Raw genomic sequence first — 26962 nt, forward strand, 5'->3', positions numbered from 1 at the left:
AGTGCTGCAAGGGAGGGATCCCTGCCGGCTCAGCCATACAGGGCGCCCAGAAACCATCCTCTCAGGTTGGCGAGGCTTTGGTAGCTTTTTTATCCATTTTCTCATCCGGTGCCGCCGGTCTCAGGAGGGGAGCGCTGGGGCAGAGATCCGCCAAAAAACATTGCTGGCACAGAGGCCTGCGGGCAGTGCAGATGGCCCGCCCGTGGTCGATCAGACGGATAGACCAGTTCTCCCAGTCCGCTTGCGGCAACAACTGCATCAGATCCTTTTCGATGCGCACGGGATCCTCGTGCTCAGTGAGGCCGAGGCGGCGGCTGAGGCGCTTAACATGGGTATCGACGGTAACCCCGGCATTGATGCCAAAAGCATGAGCCAACACCACATTGGCCGTCTTGCGAGCTACGCCGGGTAGGGTGAGCAGCTCCGGCATGGTGCGGGGCACTTGGCCACCGAAATGGCTTAAGATCCTGCGGCAGGCTTCCTGAATGTGCTTGGCCTTGTTGCGATAGAAGCCGGTGGAATGGATGAGAGCCTCGATCTCCTCTCGCGGCGCTGTCGCCAGGGCCTGGGCATCCGGGAAGCGACGAAACAGCTCTGGCGTTACCTGATTCACCCGCTCATCCGTACACTGAGCCGAGAGGATGGTTGCCACCAAAAGTTGCAGCGGCGTCCGGTAGTGGAGGGCACAGGTGGAGTTGGGGTAGTGGCGCTTCAGCCGGAGCAGGATCTCCAAAGCTCGCTGGCGCAAGGCCCGTTTGCTGGCCATCTTCCCCTAGCCCGACCCGGTGACAATGGCGAGGGTGTCTTTGAAGATCAGCACCACCCCCAATCCCAGCAACAACACCAAGCCCGTCTGCATCACCCGCTCCTCCAGATGCTTGGGCAGCCGTTTGCCGCGAATCGCCTCCAGGATCAAAAAGGCAATGTGTCCCCCGTCCAAGGCGGGCAGGGGCAACAGGTTGAGAAAGGCCAGGTTAATGCTAATCAAAGCGGTGAAATTAAACAGGCTGGCGGCGTCATCGCGGGCCAGATCCGCCCCAATCTTGACGATCCCCACCGGGCCGGAGACCTGAGCAGCCGTGCTTTGGAAATTCTGCAGCAACTGCCGCAAGCCGTTCAGATTGAGCATCACCACCCGCTGGTAGGCATTTCCCGCCTCCGTGAGGATCTCAGCCACACTCTGAGGGGGACGCAAGGTCACCTCCTGGTGGGGGGCCAAGGTCACTCCAATGGCCACCGTCTCTCCCCGCACCTCTGGGATCACCGTCAATTGCAGGGGATCCCCTTCCCCACGCTGCACCTCCAGGGGAATGGGCCGGTTCTCGCTGCTGCGGATCAGCACCTGAAAATCGTTCAGAGCTGCCAAGGCCGCCGTCTCGTCGGCAATCCCCCTGTAATCGCGATCTGCTGCCTGCAACACCACATCCCCTGCCTTCAGGCCGGCCCGCTCCGCCGGGCTATCGGGCATCACCTGAGGGATGAGAATGCCGGGATGGAGGCGCGTTACCGAGGGGATCCCCACCCAGGCAAACATCAACACCAGCACCAGATAGGCGAAGATCAGGTTGGCCATCACCCCTGCACTCATCACCACCAGGCGATCCAACACGGGGCGGTTTTTCAGCAGATCCGGGTCGTCGGGCGGGTAGGGAGAATGTTCATCCTCGTCAGGAAAGCCCACGTAGCCCCCCAGCGGCAGGGCGCGAATGGCGTACTCTGTCTCCTTGCCCTGGTATCGCCACAACACCGGGCCAAACCCCAGCGAGAAGCGGTTGACGTGGATCCCTTGGAGTTTGGCTGCCGCAAAGTGCCCTGCCTCATGCACCAGGATCAGCAGGGCGAGAATGGCGATGGAGAGGAGAACAGACATGCGCTAGCTCTGAAGAAGGCACAGAAGAAAGAAGTGGGGAGCAGAGAGCCACCCGAGGCTATTTGTCAAGGCACATAATCCAACACATGATAAAGAACCCTAAAGGAATCTCACAAAAACCTACAGGGCCCCTCAGAATACCTGCTCCACCTCCAAAATATCGGGAATGCTCTCCCGCAACTTGCGCTCAATGCCCATCTTTAGAGTCATGGTCGAGCTGGGGCAGGCTCCACAGGCCCCCTGCAAGCGCAGCTTGACCACCGGGCCATCGATTTCCACCAATTCCACATTGCCCCCATCGGCCATCAAGTAAGGACGCAGCTCGTTCAGGACTTTCTCGACGTTCTCGGTATTGAGTTCCAGTGCTTGTGCCATGGTTGCTTTTAGCCTCGTTGAGATTTGGATTGTAGCGGTTTCTGATACATTCACGCTGAACTCTCCTGAACATGGTTCAGGAAAGAAGCGATCGCATCCTGCCTATCTCTGTTCGCGTCAGCGGGACGGAGTCCAAGCAGGAAGGCGGTATCCCGCAAAGCCCTGAGGAATACCCCCCGAGCGCTTTCCCCCTTCACTTCCCGGCAACCGTTGCGGTGGACTCAAGGATCAGGGGGAAACTTGGTCTACTATATCCCTCTCAATGACTTTTGCCAAACCGCCTAAAGCTCAGTAAATTCAGCAAAGTTCAGGGTTTTGGGGGTTAGAGGCATGCTCCACAGATCCCTCAAGCTGGCAAGGGATCGCTATGATTTCAGCATAGTCTGAATCCTTCTGGGGGAGGGCTGGCTTGGTTGTCCGGATCCCTCCAACACCAGACGACTAGAATGAGTAGGAAGCAGATTTGCCTATTCCCAGCAGCATCACCCACTCAGCAGGGCCGTCTTTATTTCTTATGCTAGACGCTTTACTGATCGCGATCTTCATGTTGGCCGGGGCTGGTCTCGGGTTTTACGGCCTGGATTTGCTCCCTCCTGCCGCCATTCAGGGGGCCAATGTGGAAGGAGCCCGTGTCGTCACCAGCGGCTTTGGCGTGCTGGCAGGACTGGCTTTGGGATCCCTGGTGCGCTGGAGCTACCGTCGCTTCGAGGCCAATGTGCGCTCCCTGCCGCCGGACGTGTTGATCAGCCGCTCGGTGGGGTTGGTGATCGGCTTGGTGATCGCCAATCTGGCCATGGCTCCTGTGTACTTGCTGCCCTTGCCTCCCCAACTCAACAGGTTCCTCGAGCCACTGGCTTCGGTCTTTTTCAGCTTGGCCTTTGCCTATCTGGGGGTCAGCCTGGCCGATACCCACGGCCCCTCGCTGCTGCGGCTGTTTAACCCCAACTATGCTTTACAAGCAGCCCTCTGGGCGGAGGGCAATGTGGTGGCTGCCACGGCCAAGGTTTTGGACACCAGCTCCATCATCGATGGCCGAGTGGCTCAGTTAATCGAGACAGGTTTTTTGGAAGGAACCCTGGTGGTTCCTCGCTTTGTGCTGACGGAATTGCAAACCATCGCCGACAAAGCCGATGCCCAAAAACGAGAGCGGGGCCGCAAAGGCTTGGATACCCTGCAGTCTTTGCGAGAGGCCTACCCCGATCGTTTCGTCATTCACGAAGCCAACTATCCAGATCTGACCACTGTCGATGAAAAGCTGGTGCGCCTCACCCAAACCGTGGGGGGAACGCTGCTTACCACCGATTACAACCTGAAGAAGGTGGCGGCTCTGCAGGGGGTCAAGGTGCTGAATGTGAATGAGTTGGCCGAGGCGCTGCGGCCCATCTATGTTGCCGGCGACAGCTTTGATATCAAGATCACCCGCGAAGGAAAAGAGCCAGGTCAAGGGGTAGGCTACTTGGAAGACGGCACTATGGTGGTGGTGGAAGAAGGGCAGCGCTCTGTGGGCAAAACCCGCTCTGTAGTTGTGACCAGCGCCATTCAAACCTCAGCAGGCCGCATGATCTTCGCCCGCCTCAACAAGGACTCTGCCCCACTAACCCGCCCGGCCTCTGATCCGGCCAGCCCGGCTTCCTCTGGAAAAACCTGAGTTTTGGCCTACGTTCCCCTAGCGCAATGATGGCTTCATCCCAAATGGGCGCCCTCCGACCCACTCCGATGTTCTACACGCAGGATCGCCAGAGGCGCTTCTGGAGTTTTTACTGGGAAGATGCCGAGAAATATGGCATCCACCCTCAGCACATCGTGAGCGGACAGCAAATCTGGGAGGTGGCCAACGCTGGAGAGTACGAAGCCAAGCTCAACCAGGTCTTTGCAAGCGGGGATCCCCTCTCCTACGAATGTCAGGTGCTCTCGCCCCGCTACAAGTTGCATCTGCATCTTTCTCTCAACCCTGTACGGGACATGGAAGGGGAGGTGGTGGCGGTTGCGGCAGTGGGCAAGTTGCTGGGGGCTACGCCTTTTGCGTTGGCCGGAGGAACCAGCAGCCCCAACAGCCAGCCCCATGCTCTCCCGGCCGATCCGGTACAGGGGATCACGACGCAGTTGGTGCGCAACATCCGGCATTCCCTGGATATCCGGCAACTGTGCCAGCAGACCGTGGAGCAGTTGGGGCAACTGTTTGGGGTAGACCGCTGCCTAATGGCCCTCTACGAGGTGGGGCAGGACTCCCTCACGGTCAATGCCGAGTATCGCTGCCACCCTGGGGATCCCTCCCTCCTCAACCAGACCCTGAAGCTGGCAGATTACCCCCATTTGTTGCAGGCCCTCAGACAGGAAGAACCGGTGGAGGCGGGGCGACATCTGGCCATTGCCATGTCTTACCAGGGCTACGCCAACAGCCTGCTCTGGCTGGAAATGCTGGATCCGAACAGGGTTCCTGTTTGGCAGCCAAGCCACATTCAGGTACTCCAGAGCATTGCCACCTACCTGGGCGCAGCCATTGCCCACGCCATTTTGCTGGATCAAAGTCGCCAACTGGCAACCCGCTTGCAGTTAGCCAACCAAACTCTGCGTCAGAAAAATAAGGAGCTGGAGCAGGCCCGTGCCCAAGCGGAATCGGCCAACCAACTGAAAAGCCAATTCCTGGCCAACACCTCCCACGAGCTGCGCACCCCCCTAAACGGGATCATCGGCTTTATCAAGCTGGTGCTGGACGGGATGGCCGAAAACCGCGAAGAGGAGCTGGACTTCTTGCAGGAGGCCTATCGCTCTGCCCTGCACCTGTTGGCCCTAATCAACGATGTGCTGGATATTGCCAAGATCGAGGCGGGCAAAATGCAGTTGGAGTTCCAGCCCTGCGACCTGCGAGCTTTGTTTAAGGATGTGGAGGCCAAGACTAGCCTGCAGGCCAGCCAAAAGGGCCTACAACTGAGCTTCCACCTGCCCAACACCTCGGATCAGATTTTGCTCTTGGGCGATTACCAACGCCTGTTGCAGGTCATGCTCAATTTGGTGGGGAATGCCATCAAGTTTACCCCCAAAGGCTCGGTAACCGTGCGAGCGGATATCCTGCCCGGCAATCCGGGGTTGGCCCGCATCCGCGTCATCGACACCGGGATCGGCGTGTCGCTGGAAAAGCAGCAAAAACTGTTTCAGGCCTTCACACAGGTGGATGGTTCCACCACCCGCCAATATGGGGGGACGGGCTTGGGCCTGGCCATCAGCCAACGCCTGGTGGAGGCGATGGGAGGGGAAATCAATTTCTACAGCCTGGGCGAAGGGCTGGGATCCACCGTCACCTTTACGGTGCCCCTCTACCGCAAGCCGCTCCTGAGCGGGGATCCGAACCCAGAGGCAATCCCTGTCAAGCCAGAGAAACCTGAGGATGCGGATCCCAACTTGATTTCTGTTCCCAACTCAGCCAAGCGATGACCCACCCGGCCATTTCTCCTTCAACCGCTCTGGGTACCTCTCGGTTGCGGCGCAGCACTGCGCGAACATTCCCCCATGCCCTATCCTCGTAAACGGTTTGGTCAGCATTGGCTCAAGGATCCCGCTGTTCACGAGGCGATTTTGCGGGCTGCCCAGTTGAATGATCTGGAGAGAGACGCGGATCCCACTTGGGTGCTGGAGATCGGCCCCGGCACCGGCCAACTGACGCGGCGATTGCTGGCCCAGGGTGTCCAGGTGGTGGCGGTGGAGATCGACCGGGATCTGTGCCGACTGCTGCAAAAACGGTTCGCCGGCCAACCCCGTTTTCACCTGCTGGAGGGAGATTTTCTCCGCCTGCCGCTGCCTCCTCAACCCCGCCTGCTGGTGGCCAACATTCCCTACAACCTGACCGGCCCCATTTTGGAAAAGGTGCTCGGATCCCCAGCCCAGCCGGTTCTGCAGTTCGAGCGCATTGTCCTTCTGGTGCAAAAAGAGCTGGCCGAGCGCTTGCAGGCCGGCCCCGGCAGCAAAGCCTATGGTGCTCTGAGCCTGCGGACGCAGTATTTGGCCGATTGCGAGCTGATCTGCAGGGTGCCCCCCACCGCTTTCAAGCCCGCCCCCAAGGTGGAATCTGCCGTGATTCGCCTCACCCCCCGCCCCGCCCCCACCCCCGCCCGGGATCCCCGCTGGTTTCACCAACTCCTCCGGCAGGGGTTCTCCACCCGTCGCAAGAAGCTCGTCAATGCCCTGGGAAGCTTGGTGGAGCGAGAAGCGGTTGCAGCAGCTTTGGCTCAGCTCCGCCTCAACCCCGATGCCCGCGCCGAAGAGCTGGCCCTGCCCCACTGGCTGGCCTTGAGCGACCTGCTGCTGGAGAAAGCGCCCAAAAGGGCTGTTGTTCTTCAAGAGGGGCAGGAACCGGGGTAGGGTAAGAGAGGGAAGCTCAGTTGGACGAACCCAAACATCCTCTGGGGTTTTTGAAGTCCCTTCCCGATCTTGTTCTGGATCCCTTTCGTCAATGCAGGTGCATCCATGCAGGGCAACCAAGGCAAGCAAATCCTCTTGACCGGTGGCACAGGCGGGCTGGGTTTGGGGGTGGTTCCCGTGGTGCTGGCCAGCGGAGCAGAGCTGACCTTGACCTATCGACAAGAAAAAGATCTCACCATTTTGCGGGAGCGCCTGCCGGCCAATGCTCTGGATCGGGTTCGCTTTGTGCAGGTGGATTTAACAGATGAGGCGGCGGTTGCCCGCGTCATTGCCGACCTACCCCGCGTGGATGGGCTGATCCACCTGGTGGGGGGCTTTGCCATGGGCCCCACCCACGAGTACAGCTTGGCGGACTGGTATCGCGACTTCGACCTCAACCTCACCACCACTTTTCTGACCTGCAAGCACAGCCTGCGCAGAATGTGGCAACAGGGCTATGGGCGGATTGTAACGGTGGGATCCCGCGGAGCGGTGGAGCCGGGCCCGCAATTGGCTGCCTACTGCGCTTCCAAAGCGGGGGTGGTGGCCCTGACCCGTACCATTGCCGCCGAAACCAAAGGCACAGACATCACAGCCAACGTCATCCTGCCCAGCCTCATCGACACGCCGGCCAACCGAGCTGCCATGGGATCCGAGCAAGCCGAGCTGTGGGTAAAGCCAGAGTCCATCGGGCAGGTGATCGCCTTTTTGGTCTCAGAAGCAGCGCGGGATCTGCGAGGGGCGGTGATCCCGGTGTATGGCAACGTCTAGGCAACTGGTTGACCAAGCCATGAGCCGCCATTCATGATACAGAATATGCACTTATCCCTATCCAGTTCTTTTCCATGCTGAAGCGATTATTCTTGGGTGGTTTGCGCCGGCAAATCGGTCGCATTGAGGTGGCAGGGGCCATTGATGGCAAAACTCGCGAGCGGGTTCTCAAGGCCCTGAAAGAGGTGGAAGAAAACCAGATCCCTGCCGTGGTGCTGCGCATCGACAGTCCAGGCGGGACGGTGGCCGACTCCCAAGAAATCTACAATGCCCTCTTGCGTTTGCGAGAGAAAAAGGGCACCCGTATTGTCGCCAGCTTTGGCAACATTGCTGCCTCTGGGGGGGTTTATATTGCCATGGGAGCCGAAAAAATTGTTGCCAACCCAGGAACAATCACCGGTAGCATTGGCGTGATCATTCGAGGCAACAATATCGAACGCCTCCTGGATAAGGTGGGGATTTCATTTAAGGTGATTAAGTCTGGCCCCTACAAAGATATTCTCTCGTTTGATCGCGAGCTGACCCCAGAAGAGCGAAACATCCTGCAAGAGTTGATCGACATCACCTACGGCCAGTTTGTGCAGACGGTTGCTGCTGCCCGCAAGTTGAGTTTGAATGTGGTCAAAACTTTTGCCGATGGCCGCATTTTCAGCGGAGAGCAGGCCCTTCACTTGGGTGTGGTGGATCGCTTGGGCACAGAGGAAGATGCCCGCCTTTGGGCGGCAGAGCTGGCGGGTTTGCCGACGGATGCGAAGTTCTACGACCTGCTCCCGCGGCGCAGAGGTTGGTCTCGGTTTTTGCCGGCAGCAGAAGCCTTGGCCCGTCTGCAGTTTGAAGTGAGCACCTCGGGCTTGCCCCTGTGGCTTTACACAGGTTCTTGAGGCAGTTCGCGAACAGCTATTCCGGGAAGTTTAGCGTTCTGTACCGCACAGCCCCCACCCCCGGCCCCTCTTCCAGAGGGAGAGGGAGTTTAACTAAAGTAGCCCAACTCCAATTGCCGGGCCAGATCCAGCAGCCGGTGGGCCAGGGTTGGCTTGGTTGCCAATGGGATCCGCTCTGGACTTCCCTGCTGGGGGATCCAATAGCCTTGGTTGTGGCTGCTGCCAAAGCCGCTATCCGGTTGGTCGATGGGGTTGGCCACAATAGCATCCAGGCCCTTCTGGCGGAGCTTCTCTCTGGCCGGCGGCAAGGGATCCCCACTTTGGGCGGCAAAGCCGATGAGGCGTTGGCCAGGGCGTTTGTGGCGGGCCAGAGCTGCCAGCAGGTCAGGGATCGGCTCCAACGGCAACATCTGGGGTAGATCGGCTTTGGGCAGCTTCCCCGCGTAAACCTGAGAGGGGCGCACATCCCCCACAGCAGCAGCCATCCACAAGAGATCCGCCTGGGGAAATTCCGCCTGCAAAGCCGCCTCCAGTTGGGCTGCCGTTTCCACTCGAATGGCCCGAATGCCAAAGGGTTCCGGCTCAAAAGGGATCCCCAACGGCCCATGAACCAGCGTCACCGTCGCTCCTCGGCAGGCCGCCGCCACCGCCAATGCCACGCCCATCCGACCACTGGCCGGGTTGCCGATAAAACGCACCGCGTCGATGGGCTCCCGTGTCCCCCCCGCCGTCACCAACACCCGCTTGCCCTGCCAATCTTTTTTCCCCCCTGTCCAGAGCAAAGCCCGCACATACTCCTGCAGCGCCTCCGGCTCCAACATGCGCCCTTCCCCCACCGCATCACAGGCCAGGCGGCCACTGGCCGTCGGCAAGGCCCAAAAACGGGGATCCTGGTGTAGCCGCTGCCAATTCTCGGCCACCTTCTCCGCCTTCCACATCTGCGTATTCATAGCCGGTGCCACCGCCACCGGACACCGGGAAGCCAAAACCACATTGGTGAGCAAATTATCCGCCAGCCCATGAGCCAACTTGCCCAAGGTGTTGGCCGACAAGGGTGCAATGAGGAGAGCCTCCGCCCATTCCCCCAACTCGATGTGCAGCGGTCGTCCTCGTGTTGCCTGCCAAAAGGCGGCATCCGTAAAAGCCGGCTGGCGGGACAAGGTGGCAAAAGTCAAAGGAGAAATAAAATGTTCCGCAGCTTTTGTCAAAACCACCTTGAGCTCTGCTCCCTGCTGCACCAGAGCAGACACCAAAGCTGCCGTTTTGTAAGCAGCAATCCCCCCGCTCACCCCAATGAGGAGACGCCGCCCCGACCAAAAGGGATCCATATCGAGTGACACGCAAACAGCCTTGTTTCCAGTTTCCCTGCTTTTGCTCAATTCCGGCGGCAAAGCGGGGATCCCTCGCCCAAAGATACTTTGACTTGGACGGATGACCCTGTCGAGAATAGGGCCTGAGAGCCTATCATTCCCCATTTCAGCCAAAGTCTCCCCCATAGGTTCTGGCCTTCAGAGGGAATTCCCCACTGCTGTTTTGCGCAACCAGCCCTCAGATCCCATTGCAGTCGCGCACTCATTCCCTCTAATTAAGAAGAGTTGGATCAAACTCTATTGCAATCGCTGTTTGTTTCTGGCTACACTAACAGTTGTCCCTAAAACCATCTCGATATGGCTACAACCAGTAAACCAAAACCACTCACTGGCCAAGAGCTCCTCGACAAGGTAACTTCAATGGGAAATGCGGATCGCAAGGAAAAAGCTCGCGCCTGTGGTTATGTCACCTACACCAAGAATGGTCAGGAGCGAGTGAATCTGATGCAGTTTAACAACGCCCTGTTGAAGGCCGTTGGCGTGGATCTCGGCGCTAGTGACGAAAATGGATCCCGTGGCCGCGCTCCTACCTTCCGGGTTTCGGTTCATAAGAATGGCAACCTCCTGATTGGAGCTGCCTACACCAAGAAGATGGGCCTCAAGCCCGGAGATGAGTTCGAGATCAAGCTGGGCCACCACAACATCAAGCTGGAGCGGGTCAACTGATTTGCTGTCTCCCTGGATGCTTTTCCCTGCTGGTGAGTTCATCTCAGCTTGGGTAAAGCCTTTGGTATTCCTTTCGGCCTCTAGGGGCTTGGGAGCAGCGACCTCTTCCCTTCGCTCCGGTGCTCATTGTCTTTCTACTTTTCAGAACAAGGGATCCTCATGATCCGCTGGGGATCCCTGGCAGTTTGTACCTCATCAATGGCTGAAGTGTGGGCAAGTTCGCTATTCTGACAACAGTTGAATTGGGTCTGCGGCAATGAACACTCCGACCGTGCCAAATGTCTTTCGCCATTGGCGGCGGTGGCGAACTTGGGCGGGGCTGTTGTTGTTGGCAGCAGCGTTCTTTGTCATCGAGTCTCATCGGCAAGTTTGGCCTCAGTCGAATGCTTCTCAAAGTCAGGCATTTTTGGAGTGGGTGTCTTCCCAGCCTACCCCCGAACAGCAGGATGTTTTTGTGGATGGAGTCATTCGGCTGCAATTCAATCGGCCACTGGATCCCAATCTACAACGTCTGGCGGTTCAGTTGGATCCGCCGGCAGCGGTTATTTTTGATGTGCAGGGAGACGAGTTGTTGCTTAAGCCTCGGGATCCCTTGCGCTTTAGCACCCGTTACACCCTCACGCTTTCTCCCCAAGAGGGGCTGCCCCTCGAGCAGGCCATTCAGCTGAGTTTTCGCACCGAACCGCAATTTACCTACGAACGGGATGTCAAACCGCTGCTAGAAGCCAGTTGTGTGGGTTGCCATCAGCCGGCAGGACGGCAGCGCACCCAGTTGCTGGACAGTTATGAGGCCACGATGGCCTATGTCAGGCCCGGGGATCCCAATAGCGAGTTGATCAATCCCCGGTGGACGAGCCGCCACGCCTACATCCTCAACGCCATTAACCGCTCCGAAAGACTTAAACAACATTGGACAAAAGTGGACTTTCGACCAGCGTTGATGCTTTCTTCCTGCTTCTACGACCCTTGCCTAGCTGGGCTTGCAACCCAACCCCGGCAGCGGGATCTCCACAGGCGTGACTTCCCCCCAAGCTGGGGGTAGTTGAGGGTAGATACACCTCAAAATACCACCCCACCAAGTTAATCGCTGCGTTGAGATCCCGGTCTTTCTCTAAACCGCAACTCTCACAACGAAACACCCGCTGGTGCAGCGGCATCTGCTGTTTATGCTGGCAACAAGAACACAGCTGGCTGGACGGATAAAACCTATCCGCCACTACCACCTGACAGCTGTAGAGCCTAGCTTTATACTCTAGCTGTCGCCTGAACTCATAGAAACTACACTCGGCTAGACTACTAGCTAACTTGTGGTTCTTGAGCATCCCCGAGACGTTCAGGTCCTCTATAATTACCACCCGATACCTCTTAGCTAGATAGGTAGTAAGCTTGTGTAGGTTGTCCCGACGAATATCAACTACTCTCTTGTGGAGTCTTGCCACCTTCTTAACTGCCTTCCGCCGGTTTTGCGACCCCTTAACTTTCCTGGACAACCGCCTTTGCAACCTCCTCAGCCGCTTCCTAGCCTTACAATAGGGCTTGGGGTTGCCAAAAGTCCCCCCGTCAGAACACGTGGCTAGATTGTTAACTCCTAGGTCAACCCCAACAACGTCCCCTTCCTTCTCCAGCTCCCCTGGCTCAGGCGCCTCATACTTGAAGGAAATAAACCAACGGTGGGCCCGCCGGCTGATAACAACATTCTTGGGCACAACCGCAGGCAAGACCTCGTAACAAGCTAACCAGCCGAAAATCGGAACCTTGATTTTGTTGCCGGAAATTCTAATCCCACCTTCTAGGTAAAAGCTGTCCAGCTTCCCCTTCTTCTTGAATACTGGAAATCTAGACTTCCCAGCACGCCACCTCTTAATTGCTCTCTCCAGATTCCTAAGAGCTTCCTGCGGGGCACACTTAGAAACCTGATAGTACCAAGGATTAGCCCTCTTCACCTCGGCTACAAGTTTCTTGTGCAGATCAACTGCCGTGGGAATCTTCCGCTTCTCTGCCACAGCTTGCTTACAAAGCTCCAGTCCCCAGTTGTAAGCGTGCCGAGCAACCCCAGCGTGCTGCGCCGCCAGTGTCCTTTGCTTGTTATTCAGTCTTAACTCCGTCTTGAATCCTAATAACAAAGTACGACCTCTAGTTCAGCACTAAACCTATTGCTGTTCCCTTTGGAGCTACAAATTGGGGCATACTGAATATATATATAATGTTATAATGTACACTACATTCAGTCGAGACTAGAGTTCAGCTCAACCGCCCCCAAGCTCGCGGCGACTCCCCGGAGATTGCTTACATTCAGGCCCGCGGGCTGCCCCTGTCCCGTCTGGGCTTTTGGACGCCGGAGGAAGTGGAGATCGTCCGCACCTGGATTGTGCAGGATGGCGCCTCCCGCACCAGCGCCCGCTTACAGATGGGCAACTGAATAAGGCATCTGGAACCCAAGCCTCACCGCCATGACCCCTCCTCAACCTTTGGCTACCGTGATTCAGGGATCCCTGAGTCGAGGGCTGGAAGCTCGCCTCAATCCCGGTGTCTCGGTAGAAGACTTGCGGGTGGGCAAATTCGTGGTGATCCAGGGGCAGCGCAACCGCTTCTTTGGCCTGCTTACTGACGTTACCCTAGAAACCAGCAACCCCCAAATTCTGGTCAATCCCCCCCGCCCGGAAGAGACCTTGCTGCAGGAGGTGCTGGCCGGTACCGGTACCTACGGCATTATTGCCCTCACCCCGATGCTGATGTTGGTGCCGCGGCAGACGGAAGGGGAAAGGCTGTATCCCCTGGTCAATCCCGAACGGCCAGAAGCGTTGGCAGCTCCCCTCGGCCAAGAACCCCCTTCCGCTGGCGCCATGGAGCTGCTGCCCGTGAAAACAGTGCCCGCCCATTTTTCGCAAGTGTATGAGGCACGGGAACTGGACTTTCGCACCGTCTTCGGCTGGGAAGACGACCCGGAGCGGCGCAACTTTGCTATCGGCCAGCCCCTCGACATGGCTGTGCCCATCTGTTTGGACTTGGATCGCTGGGTGGAGCGCAGCAACGGCATTTTCGGCAAATCGGGCACCGGCAAGTCCTTTCTAGCCCGCCTGATCCTGGCCGGCATCATCCGCAAACGGGCAGCGGTGAACTTGATCTTTGACATGCACTCCGAGTACGGCTGGGAGGCGGCCAGCGAAGACAAACACGCCAGCACCGTCAAGGGCTTGCGGCAGCTCTTTCCCGGTCAGGTGCAAATCTACACCCTGGATCCCGATTCCACCCGGCGGCGAGGGGTGCGGGATGCGCAGGAGCTCTTCATCGCCTACAACCAGATCGAGGTGGAGGATCTGGCCCTGTTGGCAGAGGAGCTGAACCTATCGGAAGCCAGCCTGGAAAACGCCATTATCCTGCGCAACGAGTTTGGCCGCGACTGGATCAGCCGCCTCTTGAGCCTTTCCAACACCGAGATTCAAGAGTTTTGCGAACAGAAAATGGGCAACAAAGCCTCGATGATGGCCCTGCAGCGCAAGCTCACCCGCCTTGACAACCTCAAGTACATCCGCAACACCCTGCCCCACAACTACATCGGCCAGATTTTGGATGCCCTCAGCCGCGGCATTCACGTGGTTATCGAGTTTGGATCCCAGTCCAACCTGCTCTCCTACATGTTGGCGGCCAACGTCATCACCCGCCGCATTCACCAGGCCTACGTACATCAGACGGAGCGGTACTTGCAATCCAAAAATCCCCTCGACCGGCCCCGTCAACTGTGCATCACCATCGAGGAGGCCCATCGCTTTTTGAATCCGCGGGCGGCCAAGCAGACCATTTTCGGCACCATTGCCCGCGAGATGCGCAAGTACTTTGTCACGCTGCTGGTGGTGGATCAACGCCCTTCCAGCATCGATAGCGAAGTGATGTCGCAGTTGGGCACTCGCATCACGGCGCTGCTCAACGACGACCAAGATATCGAGGCGGTGTTCACAGGGGTGGCGGGCAGCCAGAACCTGAAAACGGTGCTGGCCAAGTTGGACTCCAAACAGCAAGCCCTAATTCTGGGCCATGCCGTGCCCATGCCGGTGGTGGTGCAAACCCGCCCCTACGACCAGCGGTTCTACGCCGAAATTGCCGATCCTGACTGGTCTCAGGCTGAGGATGCGGAGGTGCTCCTGGCCGCCCAACAGGCTAAGTCCGAGCTGGGGCTGTGAGCACAAGCTGCCCGCACCGCTCGGAACATGCCAAAGCGGCAGAGGCCGGTGCCGAAGGCCAGGCGCATGAGCAAGAAAGTGGGCACCTCCCGTAGCGACTTAATCAGGCCCACCAAGCCAAACTTCAGCAACCCTTCGGGACGGACAATGCCCTGCCAGATGGAATCCAGCCAAGAGGGAAGGGTCTCCTGAGTCCAGTCGGCGGTTTCTACCCGTCCCGCCACCAGGCCAGTAGCCTCCAACTGCTCGGCAAAGCCTTCGATGCTGGAGAAGGAAGGGTGTGACCATTGATCCAACAGTTGCCGCATCACCAGCCGCTCCCAAAAGTTCAGGGGCTTTTGCCGGTCGTCCCGCTGGTTCCAGTCGGCCACCACCAGGATTCCCCCTGGCTTCAACACCCGCAGCATCTCTTGGGCATAGCGGGCCTTGTCCGGCATGTGAGGCCCTGCCTCAATGGACCACACCACATCGAAGCTGGCATCGGGGAAGGGCAGGTCGAGGGCATCTGCCACCTGAAACTGGACAGGCAGATCAGGGGGGGTGAGCTCCTGGGCCCGCTTCACCTGCTGAGGACTGATGGTGATACCGGTTACAACAAAGCCGTAGTCGCGGGCCAAGATGCGGCAGCTCCCACCAATGCCGCAGCCCACATCCAACACGGTTGTCCCTGCAGGCAGTCGATCCAACCCCCCCCAGCGCACCATCTCGTGGACAAAGTCGTGCTTGGCCTGCAGAAAATTTTTTCGTTGGGGAGGAGAGCCGTAGTGGCCTAGGTGAATGTGTTCGCCCCAGTAAAACTCTAGGATCCCATCCCGAGTCCACTCGTCGTAAGACTTGGCCACAGAGGCGGGAGACTCGTATTTGCGAGCAGTCAACAGATAGGCTGCCAAGCCCACGGCCAGCAGCACAGCTATGCCCAAAGCCCAAAAGATTGGATTCATCGGATCAACCATGAAGTTTCTATGAAGTCCCTCTGCGTAGTGGCAATCATTGTCGGTTGGATAGCGCAGCCCCAGGCGGAGTGCTTTCCGGTATGGGGCCAGCCAAGCAAAGGCGCAATCCCATCTTGACCCATCTGCTGGCTCAAGGAAGAAGTCTGGGATCCCGGCAAAGGGCAGCTGGGCGAGATTTTCCAGCACCCATTGGGATTGCTGCGATCGCCTGCTGGGCCGGGGCGGCAACCTCAGTAGCAGCGGCTGCTCCCTACCAAAGGTTGGCGGCGTAGCGAGCAGCTCCCCTCAGCCCCACCTGCGCATTCACCACCACCTGCACCGACAGTTGCTCCAGAAGAGGACGCATCCGCCCCTTATCCAAAAACGAGGACAAAAACTCCCCTTGATGCAGTAGGCGCAAGAGCTTGGGCGCGATCCCCCCAGCGATGAACAGGCCCCCGCGCGGCAATAGGTGTAGGGCAAAGTTCCCGACTGCAGCCCCGTACAGGCTGATGAAAAGCCGCAGACACTCCACCGCCAGGGGATCCCGTGCTTCCACGGCAGCATTGGCAATTTGGGCTGCCGGGTCAATATGCTTAGCTCCCTTTTCCCAAGCCTCAATTTGGGCCAGCAGCTGTTCTTCTCCTGAGCCCCACTGGCTATCCCGCAAAAATTGATAAATGGCAACGATCCCCTGCCCCGAGACCACCCGCTCGGTGGAGACACGTCCGTGCCGTTTTTGCAAATACCTCAAGAGCTCCCACTCCAGAGGGGTGCGCGGGGAAAAGTCCACGTGACCGCCCTCGCTGGCATGAACTTGGTAACCCCCTTCTCCCCAGGTAAGGTAAGCCTGCCCCAAACCCGTGCCTGCTCCCATCACGCCAATCGGAGCCCGCGGTTGACGCTCACCCACTTGCAAGGTGTCCAGATCCTGGTCGCCGAGGGCAAGCACGCCATACCCCACAGCGCTGAAGTCGTTGATCAAGGCTACGCGCGGGATCCCCAGCTCTGCGGCCAATTGGCTCGACTGCAGATCCCAGGGCAAGTTGGTCACTTTGGCAGTCTGTCCCTCAGACCCTGAGCCCCTTGTTTCCATGACGGGGCCGGCCACTGCAAAACAGGCGGCAGCAGGCTGTGGATCTCGCCCCAGCTCCCGCCGAGCCTGGGCCAGAAACTCTCCCACCATTGGGGCGAGGTTGGCGTAATCTTGGCTGGCATAGCGGCAGTGGTAAAGGCTGTGCTCGGGATCCTCGGCATTGACAAGGCTGAGGCTGGTTTTGGTGCCCCCGATGTCTCCTGCCAACAACAAGTCCATACAGTTTCCTCCGGCCAGCACCTCCTTCCCACCCTGACATCTCTGGAGAGAGAATGCCAGGCCCCCAAGGCTTCCCCGCTCCTGCTGGGGAGAAGAGGGAAGGGCAAAGAAGGTGCTATGTTAACTGATGTAAAGGTTTTTAATATTGCATTTTGTCTTCTACACCTTTTTTACCCCCTCTCCAAGATGAGCCTCTGCTGTCCTCTGAGCATTTGGCCGGGCTGGATCCCCACCCTCTCTCGGTTCAAAGGCGTTTCCGATCCCACCATGCCATTGGGGGAGTGGCAGCTCTGCTCGTGAGTCTGCCCGTTTTTGTGCAAGCGCCCCTGGTGCGGTATGCCCCTTGGGTCAGCTTGGTGATGTCTTTGGGCTGGCTGGGCCTTAGCTTGCATCTCTACTCCCAGCCCCGTACCCGCCTGTGGGGAGATTTGCTGTACGGCTTTACCCTGACTTGGCTGGCAGGATCCCTGTATTGGGGATGGCTGCGCTTTGAGCCTCTTTGGCACATGCCCATGGAAGCCTTGGGGATCCCGATTGTCTGGTGGGGGATACGGCGACGGTTTGCCCGCATCGGTACCTGGTTTTATCTCGGCTCCCTGTGGGGTACGGCGGTTACAGATCTCTACATTCACTCGGTGGGGCTGCTGCCTGAGTGGCGGCAGGCGATGCAGTTTGACCGGTTGGAGCAGGCGGTTGTCCCTTTTAGGGCGGCCCTCGACAAAATGGCTACCCCCTGGGGCCTGGGTTGGGGCATCGGCTTGGGCCTTCTGTTGCTGGGTGTTGGATTGTGGAGAGTCCAGGGATCCCGCCGCTTGCACCATTGGGCATTTGCGGGAGCAGTGCTGAATACCCTGTTGGTGGATGGGCTATTTGGCTGGGGGGCAGCTCTGCTGCGGTGAGCTGGGACATCCCCATAACTCTGCTTCAGGTGGGAGTAGAAGTATTGGTAGGGCTGGGAGCTCCATCGGACTCCGTCCTGCCAACGTCGGCGGCAGCAGGTGCAGTTGCCGGCAGTGTAGGTTCTGGCCCAGCAGGAGGCAACTCCGGTGCCGGTGCGGGCTGAGGCAGAAAGTCGATGACCTCCCAAGTCTTGGAATCCGGTGAGCTGTAGGCCAGCAGCCACCGTTCGGGCACGGTTTTGACGCGGTCGGGCGAGCGTTGTGTAGCAACAGTTTGTGCCTTTTGGTGGGCCAGGGTGATCTGGAAGGGATCCCCTTTGCGGCGATAGGGGCGGCGGGATCCCGGCGGATGCACGATTAGGGTGTAGGTGCCGCTGAGGTGATGGCCTTCCAGGGTTTCTCCTGAGACTAACAGCAAAGGTTCACGGCGATCCTGGCGGATTTTCACATCCTGCAATTCCAGATGTGCCGACAACCGGTCGCTGCCCACTAAGGATCCCACCGGCCCGGACAAATGAGCGATCTGATAGGCGAGGGCCTGCTGCACAATCGGCTTTGGCGGTCTAGGTCCGCAGCCGGCCAGCAGCCCCACCAGCACAATAGCCACAAGGCTAATCGTGCCCCGCAGAACCGATCCCCTACAACTCCACCCCAGTTTTGGCATCGCTTCCCCTGAGGCCATCAGACGGTAACTAAGGTGGGGTGTTGCTTCAGGTATTCCGTATTCACGCCGGACTCGCGGGTGAGAGCCACCAGGCCGGTACGGGCGATCTCACGGATGCCAAAGCTGGTCAACATCTTGATGATGGCCACCATTTTGCCGGGATCCCCGGTTACCTCGAGAGTCAAAGACTCCTCCGCCACATCCACAATCCGGGCGCGAAACATTTGGGCCACATCCATAATGGCGGAGCGGGTATCGGGGCTGGCATTGACCTTGACCAGCATCAGCTCCCGTTCCACGCAGGGAACATGGGTGATATCGGTAACTTTCAGCACGTCGATGAGCTTGTAGAGCTGCTTCGTCATCTGCTCCACATCGTGTTCATCTCCCTGCACCACCATGGTGATGCGAGAGATCCCCGGTCGTTCGGTGGGGCCAACGGTGAGGCTGTCGATGTTAAAGCCGCGACGGGCAAACATCCCCGCAATGCGGGTTAAAACGCCAGGCTGATCCTGCACGAGGGCGCTGAGGGTGTGTTTCACGGCAACCAGAGGATAGAGAAAAAGCTGAGAAGAGGTTGGGGAAGCACCTGGGAATAACAATACCCTGAGGAAATTTTACGCCAACTTTGCCGGAATGTTTTTCGCATTGCTCCGGTCGGAGCACAGCTGCAGAGCCGGCGCCCTAGAGAAAGACAGCGCAGCCGTTAACTCTCCAAAGACCCGCGCGTAACCCCCAATTGGCTGTGTAGCTTCAGCTCCTGCCACAGTTGGGATCCGCTGAGTTGACCTTGTAGGAGTTGCTGATAGCGGTGCAGGGTTTGTTGGATCTCGGCGGGGGATTCATGCAAAAATTCGATGCGCAGATAGCGCAGGCCCAAGGCCAATAATTTCGGCACATATTCTGCCCCCGTTTGGGCCTTGCCGTTGTAGAGGGTATTCCGACAGCCGGCATCGGCCTTCAAAATGTGCTCGACATTGGCCCTGTCCCTCAGCTTCACCTCGTGTTTTTCACATGGGCGACCACAATTGGTGTAATCCGTTCCGCTGGATAAAAAGGCGCAAAAGACGCAGTGCTCCATGTGGAACAGGGGCATATGTTGATGAAGGGTAACCTCATACCTATGGGCGGGGCCGGCTTGCAGCAGGGATCCCAGTTGCTCGTGGTTGAGGTCATAGGAAGCCGTCAGGCGCTCCAGGTTGTAACGGGTTTTGAGATAGTGGGCCGTGATGGGATTGGCCACATTCAAGGAAAAATCCCCAATGCAGCGCTGCCCGGCAAAAAAACGGAGATGGTCGTAATTTCTCACCAAGTAGCCATCGGCTCCGCCGACCAACACTTGCTTTAGGATCCAGGTTTCTCCTGGCTTGGTGATGCGGGGCGGAGCGACCCACAGTTCCACCTCGGGATGGGCGGCTTTGGTTGTGCGGATCACCTCCCGATAGCGGCGGGGATCCTCAAACTCCAGATAGATCTGCCTAATACCGCTGGCTATCGCCGCCGGCAGTTGCGCCGGATCCCGCACCAACACCACCAACTGCGGGGATCCCCTTGCGGGCTCCTCCTGAGAAGGCACCAGATCTTGCCAGCGAGCTTCGGGATTGAGTTGCCAGCGCGGGGGCTGAGCTCGCAGAGCTTGTAGGCGTTCCACCGCTTGTCGGCGCATCTGGTTGAGCAGGCTCACCGGCAGCATTACCTCCCCCTGCAAGGCATTGTGCAGGGATCCCAACTTGAAGGGAGTGGAGCCCAAACGGCCCAGTTGCTGTCGCAGTTTTTCGGTGGTGAGGGGTTGGCGGTGGGCAGCTTCCAGGGGCAGCGGCGAATCCACCTGCACCGTGTGTCCCTGCTCATCCCGCAGGATCAGCGTCAGCGGGGATCCCACTTGGCCGTGAACCTCCATGTGGACAGGCCGCTGAAAGCGGGGGTGATCCCCGGCGTAGCTTTGGCGCAGGCGCTTTTCCAGTTCCGGGTCGCTGGTCTTCCAGAGGCGATCCCCCACCCGCAGACGTTTGAGATCAATGACCCCCTCTCCGAAGCTGAGCCAGGCCAGCCCCTGCTTCTCTTGCACCCGGTAAACCCGTCCCCCCTGCTCCGGTAACTCCGGCTGCCCCTGGTCAAACACCACGCCATCCCCGGCTTTGAGGGGTGCCTCCAGCCGGATCCCCACCTGATCCTGTTGGATCCCCACCACCTGCCCCAGGTAAACCCCCCGTTTCTTGCCAAACCGCGCGTGCACCAGCTCCTGGTTGTTGATGCCCCGCAGCCAGCCTGTGTAGAGCCCGCGAGAAAAGCTCATCTCCAGCTCGTAGCGTTCCTGTTGCGAGGGCTGCCACGGCTGTCCCACCCCCAGCGCATCCAAGGCCTGCCGATACACCCGCGTTACATTGGCTACATATTCTGGGGATTTCAGCCGGCCCTCAATTTTCAGACAGCGGATCCCCAGCTTCACCAGCTCCGGTAGCACCTCCAGCCCGGCCAAATCTTGAGGGCTGAGCAGATACCGCTTCTCCCCCAAGTCGCGGCGGATCCCGTCTACCACCAGCTCATAGGGCATGCGGCAGGCTTGGGCACATTCCCCCCGATTGGCCGAACGCCCCCCCAGCGCCTCGCTGGTCAGACATTGCCCCGAGTAGGCCACGCACAACGCCCCATGCACAAAGACCTCCAGAGATAGGGAGGATCCCTTCTCTTGCAGATAGGCCTGGATCTGGGCGATTTCCTGGAGGGAACATTCCCGCGCCAGCACCACCACCTCACAGCCCAGCTCAGCGGCAAACTCCGCTCCCACTCCACTGGTGATGGTCATTTGCGTGGAAGCATGGATGGGGAAATCGGGGGAAAGATGCCGGATCAGGCGGGCGATGCCAATATCCTGCACAATCACCGCATCCACCCCCGCCGCAATCATCGAGCGGATGTATCCCTCGGCTTCCGTCAGCTCCCTTGGAAAAACCAGAGTATTCAAAGTAACATAGCCCCGTACCCCCCGCCGGTGCAGCCAGGCCATCAGTTCCGGCAAATCCGCTTCCGTAAAGTTGCGGGCGCGCATCCGGGCGTTGAAGCGCTCCAGCCCAAAGTAAATGGCATCGGCTCCGTTTTCCACTGCCGCCTTGGCACACTCCCAATCCCCCGCCGGGGCCAGCAGCAGGGGCAACTTGGTGGTCAGAGGCGGCGCCTCAAAGTGATCCGTTTCCGCGAAATCTATCCCAGCAGCTTTCATCGGAAGACAGCCCCACAAAGAGAACAAGGGATCCTTTCCCATTCAAAATCAAAAAACCTGAGAGCAGGATCCCCTTGTCTCAGGTCAAGCTGCCTCTGCCGGCGACCTCTTAACAAAAAACTCGTTCCGTCCGCAAAGGGTCTAGCTAAGAAGCCACCAGCACATTCAGGATCCCGGTGAGGACGGCGCTGAACAAAGCCAACGTTAGGTAGCGGCCAACAGCCGGGTTGTCACCCAGCAGCCGATCGGAAGCGCTGATGGTGAAAAACAAAGACCAGGCCTGAGTAGCGTTGATGGTCTCAAATTGGTTGAATTCAGCGGTGAAGATCTTAGCCATGACTCAATGCTCCCTACAGCTGTGGGTTAACACCCCTACCTTAACAAAAGTTAACAGCAGCTGCCACGTTTGCGCGGCTACATCAGGACACCGCCGAACAAGGCTGGAATAGGCAGCGTTTTATGGGAGAGCTGGGTACACAACCCTCGGAGGGATCTGCATCTAGCGTGGATCAGTTGTATGCGACTCCGTATATAGTATTGGGTGATGCGGGATCCCCACCCAAAACAGGGGCTTTGCCCCTCGACAGAGGTCGAGCAGATGTTCTAACCTTGGCTTCTAGGGTGGCCCAAGAGCGCTCTTCAAGATAGGTGTGCCGGGGTGTTGTCAGCGATGGCCAACCGGGATCCTAAGGCTGAGAGTGTGCCGCATCGCTAGCCTAAGCCCTGTTGAGCGGGTTTAATCTAGGCAGCTTTTGATTTGCCCCAGGCTGTTGGTTAGTACTTAGGAAGCTGACCCCATAGCAACCAGAACAAGGCGCGATGCCGGGAGTTGAGATGAGAATGACGCGTTGTAATGTAGTATCGCCTGTGCGCTCCCTCTGCCGCTGTGCAGCTCAGGTGGGCGGCGTAGCCGGGATCCTGATCGGAACAGCTTGGGGGGGTTTGGCTGTGACTCCTGTTTGGGCTCAGGAGAATGCCCTACTGGCTCAGGCAGCCGCAGGCCCCATGAGCCGGCAAGAGGTGGCGGAGCGGCTAAATCTGGTGCCTGTTTTTGCCATTGTGTCTCAGAACGGCACCCCCGTTGTCGCCAATGTGGAGCGAGATGGCCGCACCATCCAAGTGGTTTCCTTCTGGCTGGATCAGGCCCAGGCCCAGCAAGTGTTGGAGCAGGTGAAAGCCAGCAACCCCGAGATAGCCAGTCAAGCCCGGGTGGTGCCTCTCTCGCTGGGGTATGCCTACGAAAAATCGGAAGAGGAGCGCGCCAAGAATAGTGACCTGTATTTTGAGGTGGTGCCTCGGGCTTCTGATGTGGAAGCAGCCAAGCAGGTGCTGAAGGAAACCGGTCAAGATGTGCCTGCAGAAGCGATTGGTGTGCCTCTGTTCTATGGCCGCTCCGGAGAGGGGCTGCTGACCATCGAGCAGGATGGCCATGAGGTGGTGCCCTTCTTCTTCGACCGCAACGATTTGCGGAGGGCTTTGGATCGAGCGGCAGCGCAGAACCCGGATGTAGTTGGAAAGACCCAGATTGAAGTGACCTCGCTGGCCATTGTGGTGGAGCGCATGTTGGCTCCCGACGCACAGGCCGATGTGCAGAAGATCGCTTTTATCCCCTCTCGCTCGGCGCTGGAGTATATCCAATCCCTGGCCCGGCCTGCCAATCCTTCTGCAAGTCCCCAGCCTCAGCGTTAACCTAAGCCCCTGATGGGATCCCCGTCTGCTCTGGTGAAGCGGTTAACAGAGTGGCGTGCCCAAGCCCTGAGGGCGGCAAAAGCGGCTGGGATCCCTGCCGAGGAAGTGGACATTTTGCTCAAAGAACGGCTGGGGTGGGGGCCGTTGGAGCGGCTGATGGGTCGCGCTCCGGCTGGGGAGGGGGATCCCCTGGAGGAGGTGCAGGCCCTTTGGCGGCAAAGGGTGGAAGAGCGCATCCCCCTACAGTACCTGTTGGGCAAAGTTGAGTGGGCGGGCTTGAGCTTGCGGGTGACGCCGGCGGTGCTGATCCCGCGCCCGGAGACCGAGCTGCTGGTGGAGCAGGCTTCCCTTTGGCTACAGGCCAATCCTCTGCCGCCGGGATCCTGTTTTGCCGACCTGGGTACAGGCAGCGGAGCGATTGCCATTGCGTTGGCCCATCAGCACCCCCAGTTGCGGCTTCTGGCCGTGGATTCTAGCCCAGAGGCATTGGCTGTTGCGGCAGACAATGTGGTAGCCCACCATCTGCAGGAGCGGGTGAACTTGCTGCTGGGATCCTGGTTTGTACCTTTGGATCCCTGGCGAGGACGGCTGCGCGGCCTGGTTTCCAACCCTCCCTACATTCCCTCTGCCGACCTGGCCTCGCTCATGCCAGAGGTGCGACTGCACGAGCCGCGACAGGCTCTGGATGGCGGAGAAGATGGCCTAGCCCACTTGCGACTGTTGATTCAAGCAGCACCGGATTACCTGGCCCCGAACTCCTTTTGGGCGGTGGAAGTGATGCGAGGCCAAGCCCCTTGGGTGGCGGAGCAGTTGCAAGCTAGAAGCTGCTATCGGCAGATCCAAGTTCACCGAGATCTGGCCGGGGTTGAACGGGTGGTCAGCGCCCACTTCGTCGGATAGAAAAGGGTAGGATCCCATAAGATGGGGTATCGCCGGAGCCGGAACTGTCCAAAACTTAAAGCTCCGAGCCCAGAGATCTGAGCACGGATGGGATCCCCTGTCCTTCGCCAGGAGCACTTCTTGAGGGAGCCTTCGCCTACAGCCAAACCCGACCCACCCTTACAGCAGGCTGCCTCTGCCGACAAGCAAGAGGCTGTGGATTGGCAATTTGCTTTTGAACGCTCTGAGGTGATGCGGGCCTTTCAACAAGAGTTGCTCGTCAGCATCGGCCATGAGCTGCGCAATCCCCTCAGCAGCCAGATGGGATCCCTGCAGTTGGTGCTGTCAGATCTGTGTGATTCCCCCGAAGAGGAGCGGGAATACCTTCAAAGTGCCAAAGAGGCGGTAGAGCGCCTGATCAAGCTGCTTGAGGAATACACCCGCCTGGCTCGCCATGACCTGCCCATCCAACCTCTGCGACCGGAACCGACCCGACTACGCCCCCTCCTGCAGGATGTGTACAGCCTAACTCGCCTACAGGCCCAGGATCAGGGCATTCGCTACGAATGGCCGGTTCTACAACCAGCCCCAGCCTCTGAGGTGCCCCTTCTCCCCGACAGCCTCACCGTTTGGGCGGATCCCCACGGCTTGGTGCAGGCGCTGCTGGGAGTGTGTCGCTGGGGCATCCGCACCCTACGCTACGGTTCGATGGCTTTGCACCCCTATCCCACCGCAGAAGAAGAGGGGCGACTGTGCCTGGGGTGGAACCTTGAGGGGCGATGCCATGTGCCCATTCAAACAGAGGGCTGTGCTGTCTGGCGGGTAAGCGAGCGGCTCCTGAGAGAAATGGGAGGCCAGCTGGAACTCTGCGAAAGCGGCCCCTACCGAGTTGGCATCAAGGTGACCCTGCGCCTCGCCCATTGAACCCCAGGCCAGAGGGACTTGGGCCTATCGGCTTCTCAAAGCTGGCCAGTTGGCATCTGCCCTCTTGATCAAGCCGGGGATGTCGCGCTCCCAGTTACGCTGTACCCGCTGGTTGGCGTTCAGGTATAGCTTGTCATCAACAATTTTCCAGGCAAAGGGATCCACCGGGTAAAGGTAGTTGTGGGCCACGGCCCAGGCACAAAACCCGCCGTACTGGGGGGCAAAGCGCTCTGGGTTGTTGCGAAACCGCTCTCGATTGTCGGCGCTGGCAAACCTCCAGGTTACCCCTCCCCACTCCCATTCATACGCTGGGGATCCCTTGACCGGCTTGCCGTCGATGAAATAGGCCACCGGGTCATAGCCCCGCAGGGCCAGGCCATCCGTTGCAAAAAAGGGGCCCGGGGATCCCTCCTCGACAGCCCCAACAACCTGTCCTTGGGCTGGGAGAGACAGGAGCCAAGCTGGGTGAGAAGCAACAGCCCCAACCATCAGCAGCAGCGGGATCAAAGCCCAACGATTTTTGACCATCACAACCTCCCAAGTCCTCAATCGAAAATCGAAATGAGCAAGAAAGCCTTACTCTTCCCCTTCAGGTTCCAAAAGACATCTGACAAAAGACATCTGAGGAGATGCTGGCTTCCGGGGACTGGGAACAGTTTGGCCACAGCGAGGAGATTTGCCTGTGATTTGGATCGGGGAGATCCAATCTAAAAAAAGCTCAACCTTCTCGGCGCAGGGCCAATTCGGCCCGATCCAGTTGCATTAGCACCCGCTCCACCTTTTCGGGGTTGAGAGGCCGGTTGGAAGTGCGGTACTGGGAGGCCAGCGTGTTAAACACCGTGCGCAAAGTGGTAAAAGACTGCAGCTTATCGTAGCGATGGCCGTGGTAGCGCCCAGAAAACTCCTGGATGGCTTGCATGGCTTCCGCTCGCGCCTCTTCCGGGTTCATCAGGGGATCCCCTTCTGAAAGGACGGTGCGTAGGGTTTGGATCAGGGTCATGCTGTCTTCGTAATACTTGCCGGTGAGACGGGCAGCCTGAGCAACTGAGCTCGCTGAGCCCAGCAAAAGGGCTACAGATAGGAGCAGGCTGACAAGACGCAGAAAAAAAGTTTTGAGCATGGGGAACCTAATGTAACTTACTTTTAAGCATAAGCCACAGCAACACCAGAAGAGGAGTCACCCAAAAGATGCTGTTCACCCCCTTCAGCGACTTTCTGCAGAAGCTGGGCCAGTACGGATCCCATTGGACAGTGCTGGCCCTAATCTTGGGATTTGCCTGTGCTCACAGCGGACTGGCCTACTTGCGACCCTGGGGGGAAAGCCGGCTGGGATCCCGTCTGTACCGCATCTTCTTTGCTCTGGTGAGCCTCAGTTTGGCACCGCTGTTGCTCATCTATTTTTTCAACCACCGCTACGACGGGGTGATTCTCTGGGATCTCCAAGCCGTCCCGGGCATTCGCACCACCGTTGCTCTTTTGTCTGCCCTCTCTTTTTTCTTTTTGTATCCGGCCACCTTCAACTTGCTGGAGATCGCCGCCATTCGCAAGCCGGAGATCCACCTGTTTGAAACCGGGATCATCCGTATCACCCGTCATCCCCAAATGGTGGGCCAGGTGATCTGGTGTGTAGCCCATACCCTTTGGATTGGCTCCAGCTTTATGGTGGTGACCTCGCTTGGGCTCATTGCCTACCACCTGTTTGCGGTTTGGCACGGGGATCACCGCCTGGAGCGGAAATACGGGCAGGCCTTCCGCGATCTCAAGGCGCGCACCTCCGTGATCCCCGGCTTGGCCATTCTGCAGAAGCGACAGCAACTGCGCCCGCGAGAGTTTCTGCGCTGGGCCTATTTGGGGGTGTTCAGCTTTGTAGTGATTCTTTATGCCTTCCATCCCCAAATGGTTTCTGCAGCCAGCCGAGTTGCCTGGTAGCATGA

The 26962-nt window shown here is 58.6% G+C and carries 25 protein-coding genes and 1 pseudogene; 13 read left to right on the forward strand and 13 right to left on the reverse strand.

The window, feature by feature from the left end:
• Window positions 1-61 precede the first annotated feature (61 nt).
• The 3 genes from nth to ACVWZF_RS10150 all read right to left on the reverse strand — a co-directional run bounded on the left by nth (window position 62) and on the right by ACVWZF_RS10150 (window position 2245).
• Window positions 62-766, reverse strand: coding sequence for an endonuclease III (gene nth, locus ACVWZF_RS10140; RefSeq protein ID WP_011432624.1), 705 nt, complete (start codon window positions 764-766; stop codon window positions 62-64).
• Window positions 767-772: 6 nt separating this feature from the next.
• The gene (gene rseP / locus ACVWZF_RS10145) at window positions 773-1870 is read right to left on the reverse strand and encodes an RIP metalloprotease RseP (RefSeq protein WP_011432623.1); all 1098 of its coding nucleotides are present in this window, start codon (window positions 1868-1870) and stop codon (window positions 773-775) included.
• A gap of 132 nt (window positions 1871-2002) precedes the next feature.
• On the reverse strand, window positions 2003-2245 hold the full coding sequence (locus ACVWZF_RS10150; protein ID WP_011432622.1) for a NifU family protein: 243 nt from the start codon (window positions 2243-2245) through the stop codon (window positions 2003-2005).
• Window positions 2246-2759: 514 nt separating this feature from the next.
• On the opposite strand from ACVWZF_RS10150, the gene ACVWZF_RS10155 reads away from it, so the two are divergent.
• The 5 genes from ACVWZF_RS10155 to sppA all read left to right on the forward strand — a co-directional run bounded on the left by ACVWZF_RS10155 (window position 2760) and on the right by sppA (window position 8292).
• Window positions 2760-3893 carry a PIN domain-containing protein gene (locus ACVWZF_RS10155; RefSeq protein WP_457387685.1) on the forward strand — a complete coding sequence of 378 codons (1134 nt, stop codon included), beginning with the start codon at window positions 2760-2762 and terminating at the stop codon, window positions 3891-3893.
• Between the two features lie 44 nt (window positions 3894-3937).
• On the forward strand, window positions 3938-5677 hold the full coding sequence (locus ACVWZF_RS10160; RefSeq protein WP_457411375.1) for a sensor histidine kinase: 1740 nt from the start codon (window positions 3938-3940) through the stop codon (window positions 5675-5677).
• A 75-nt stretch (window positions 5678-5752) separates the two neighbouring features.
• The gene (gene rsmA / locus ACVWZF_RS10165) at window positions 5753-6601 is read left to right on the forward strand and encodes a 16S rRNA (adenine(1518)-N(6)/adenine(1519)-N(6))-dimethyltransferase RsmA (protein ID WP_457411376.1); all 849 of its coding nucleotides are present in this window, start codon (window positions 5753-5755) and stop codon (window positions 6599-6601) included.
• Window positions 6602-6706: 105 nt separating this feature from the next.
• On the forward strand, window positions 6707-7411 hold the full coding sequence (gene fabG, locus ACVWZF_RS10170; protein ID WP_457411377.1) for a 3-oxoacyl-ACP reductase FabG: 705 nt from the start codon (window positions 6707-6709) through the stop codon (window positions 7409-7411).
• Between the two features lie 74 nt (window positions 7412-7485).
• A complete protein-coding gene (sppA, locus tag ACVWZF_RS10175; protein ID WP_011432617.1) occupies window positions 7486-8292 on the forward strand; it encodes a signal peptide peptidase SppA in 807 nt (268 codons plus the stop codon).
• A gap of 89 nt (window positions 8293-8381) precedes the next feature.
• Here the strand turns inward: sppA and coaBC are convergent, their stop codons facing one another.
• Window positions 8382-9620 (reverse strand): bifunctional phosphopantothenoylcysteine decarboxylase/phosphopantothenate--cysteine ligase CoaBC, encoded by a 1239-nt coding sequence (gene coaBC, locus ACVWZF_RS10180; RefSeq protein ID WP_011432616.1) that lies wholly within the window; start codon window positions 9618-9620, stop codon window positions 8382-8384.
• A 339-nt stretch (window positions 9621-9959) separates the two neighbouring features.
• On the opposite strand from coaBC, the gene ACVWZF_RS10185 reads away from it, so the two are divergent.
• Both ACVWZF_RS10185 and ACVWZF_RS10190 read left to right on the forward strand, forming a co-directional pair.
• Window positions 9960-10328 carry an AbrB family transcriptional regulator gene (locus tag ACVWZF_RS10185; protein WP_011432615.1) on the forward strand — a complete coding sequence of 123 codons (369 nt, stop codon included), beginning with the start codon at window positions 9960-9962 and terminating at the stop codon, window positions 10326-10328.
• A gap of 256 nt (window positions 10329-10584) precedes the next feature.
• Window positions 10585-10995, forward strand: a pseudogene (locus tag ACVWZF_RS10190) (Ig-like domain-containing protein); the annotation flags it as partial.
• Between the two features lie 232 nt (window positions 10996-11227).
• Here ACVWZF_RS10190 and ACVWZF_RS10195 read toward each other — a convergent pair.
• Window positions 11228-12451: an RNA-guided endonuclease InsQ/TnpB family protein gene (locus tag ACVWZF_RS10195; RefSeq protein ID WP_457387689.1), complete on the reverse strand. Its 1224-nt coding sequence runs from the start codon at window positions 12449-12451 to the stop codon at window positions 11228-11230.
• A 327-nt stretch (window positions 12452-12778) separates the two neighbouring features.
• Between ACVWZF_RS10195 and ACVWZF_RS10200 the strand changes: the two genes are divergently transcribed.
• Window positions 12779-14506, forward strand: a complete 1728-nt coding sequence (locus ACVWZF_RS10200; RefSeq protein ID WP_457411379.1) for a helicase HerA domain-containing protein — start codon at window positions 12779-12781, stop codon at window positions 14504-14506.
• Here the strand turns inward: ACVWZF_RS10200 and ACVWZF_RS10205 are convergent.
• Complete coding sequence (locus tag ACVWZF_RS10205; RefSeq protein ID WP_414355484.1) at window positions 14443-15447, reverse strand: methyltransferase domain-containing protein; 1005 nt, start codon at window positions 15445-15447, stop codon at window positions 14443-14445. The genes ACVWZF_RS10200 and ACVWZF_RS10205 overlap by 64 nt on opposite strands.
• Before the next feature lie 262 nt (window positions 15448-15709).
• On the reverse strand, window positions 15710-16753 hold the full coding sequence (locus ACVWZF_RS10210; RefSeq protein WP_457411381.1) for a glucokinase: 1044 nt from the start codon (window positions 16751-16753) through the stop codon (window positions 15710-15712).
• 152 nt (window positions 16754-16905) lie between these two features.
• Here ACVWZF_RS10210 and ACVWZF_RS10215 point away from each other — a divergent pair, with 152 nt between their 5' ends.
• On the forward strand, window positions 16906-17652 hold the full coding sequence (locus tag ACVWZF_RS10215; protein ID WP_148202699.1) for a DUF3120 domain-containing protein: 747 nt from the start codon (window positions 16906-16908) through the stop codon (window positions 17650-17652).
• Between the two features lie 25 nt (window positions 17653-17677).
• Here ACVWZF_RS10215 and ACVWZF_RS10220 read toward each other — a convergent pair whose 3' ends face one another.
• From ACVWZF_RS10220 to ACVWZF_RS10235, 4 genes are all read right to left on the reverse strand, one after another.
• Window positions 17678-18259 carry a hypothetical protein gene (locus ACVWZF_RS10220; RefSeq protein ID WP_187147264.1) on the reverse strand — a complete coding sequence of 194 codons (582 nt, stop codon included), beginning with the start codon at window positions 18257-18259 and terminating at the stop codon, window positions 17678-17680.
• Window positions 18260-18333: 74 nt separating this feature from the next.
• Window positions 18334-18858: an acetolactate synthase small subunit gene (gene ilvN / locus ACVWZF_RS10225; protein ID WP_011432604.1), complete on the reverse strand. Its 525-nt coding sequence runs from the start codon at window positions 18856-18858 to the stop codon at window positions 18334-18336.
• Window positions 18859-19022: 164 nt separating this feature from the next.
• A complete protein-coding gene (locus tag ACVWZF_RS10230; protein ID WP_457411383.1) occupies window positions 19023-21536 on the reverse strand; it encodes a DUF3656 domain-containing U32 family peptidase in 2514 nt (837 codons plus the stop codon).
• Window positions 21537-21681: 145 nt separating this feature from the next.
• Window positions 21682-21873 carry a hypothetical protein gene (locus tag ACVWZF_RS10235; protein WP_011432601.1) on the reverse strand — a complete coding sequence of 64 codons (192 nt, stop codon included), beginning with the start codon at window positions 21871-21873 and terminating at the stop codon, window positions 21682-21684.
• A 503-nt stretch (window positions 21874-22376) separates the two neighbouring features.
• Here ACVWZF_RS10235 and ACVWZF_RS10240 point away from each other — a divergent pair.
• The 3 genes from ACVWZF_RS10240 (at window position 22377) to ACVWZF_RS10250 (ending at window position 25028) form a co-directional block, all read left to right on the forward strand.
• Window positions 22377-23225 (forward strand): Tic22 family protein, encoded by an 849-nt coding sequence (locus tag ACVWZF_RS10240; protein ID WP_414350234.1) that lies wholly within the window; start codon window positions 22377-22379, stop codon window positions 23223-23225.
• Window positions 23226-23237: 12 nt separating this feature from the next.
• Window positions 23238-24125 carry a peptide chain release factor N(5)-glutamine methyltransferase gene (gene prmC / locus ACVWZF_RS10245; protein ID WP_041436326.1) on the forward strand — a complete coding sequence of 296 codons (888 nt, stop codon included), beginning with the start codon at window positions 23238-23240 and terminating at the stop codon, window positions 24123-24125.
• A gap of 120 nt (window positions 24126-24245) precedes the next feature.
• Entirely contained in the window at window positions 24246-25028 is a 783-nt protein-coding gene (locus ACVWZF_RS10250) for a sensor histidine kinase (RefSeq protein WP_011432598.1), read from the forward strand.
• A 24-nt stretch (window positions 25029-25052) separates the two neighbouring features.
• On the opposite strand, the gene ACVWZF_RS10255 is transcribed toward ACVWZF_RS10250, so the two are convergent.
• Together ACVWZF_RS10255 and psb27 are read right to left on the reverse strand one after the other, a co-directional pair.
• Entirely contained in the window at window positions 25053-25556 is a 504-nt protein-coding gene (locus ACVWZF_RS10255) for a YHS domain-containing (seleno)protein (protein ID WP_071818149.1), read from the reverse strand.
• 190 nt (window positions 25557-25746) lie between these two features.
• Window positions 25747-26148 (reverse strand): photosystem II protein Psb27, encoded by a 402-nt coding sequence (gene psb27, locus ACVWZF_RS10260; protein ID WP_011432596.1) that lies wholly within the window; start codon window positions 26146-26148, stop codon window positions 25747-25749.
• A gap of 68 nt (window positions 26149-26216) precedes the next feature.
• On the opposite strand from psb27, the gene ACVWZF_RS10265 reads away from it, so the two are divergent.
• Window positions 26217-26957, forward strand: coding sequence for an NnrU family protein (locus ACVWZF_RS10265; RefSeq protein WP_457395819.1), 741 nt, complete (start codon window positions 26217-26219; stop codon window positions 26955-26957).
• The last annotated feature ends 5 nt before the right edge of the window (window positions 26958-26962 follow it).

The organism is Thermostichus sp. OS-CIW-30 (genome assembly GCF_054060215.1).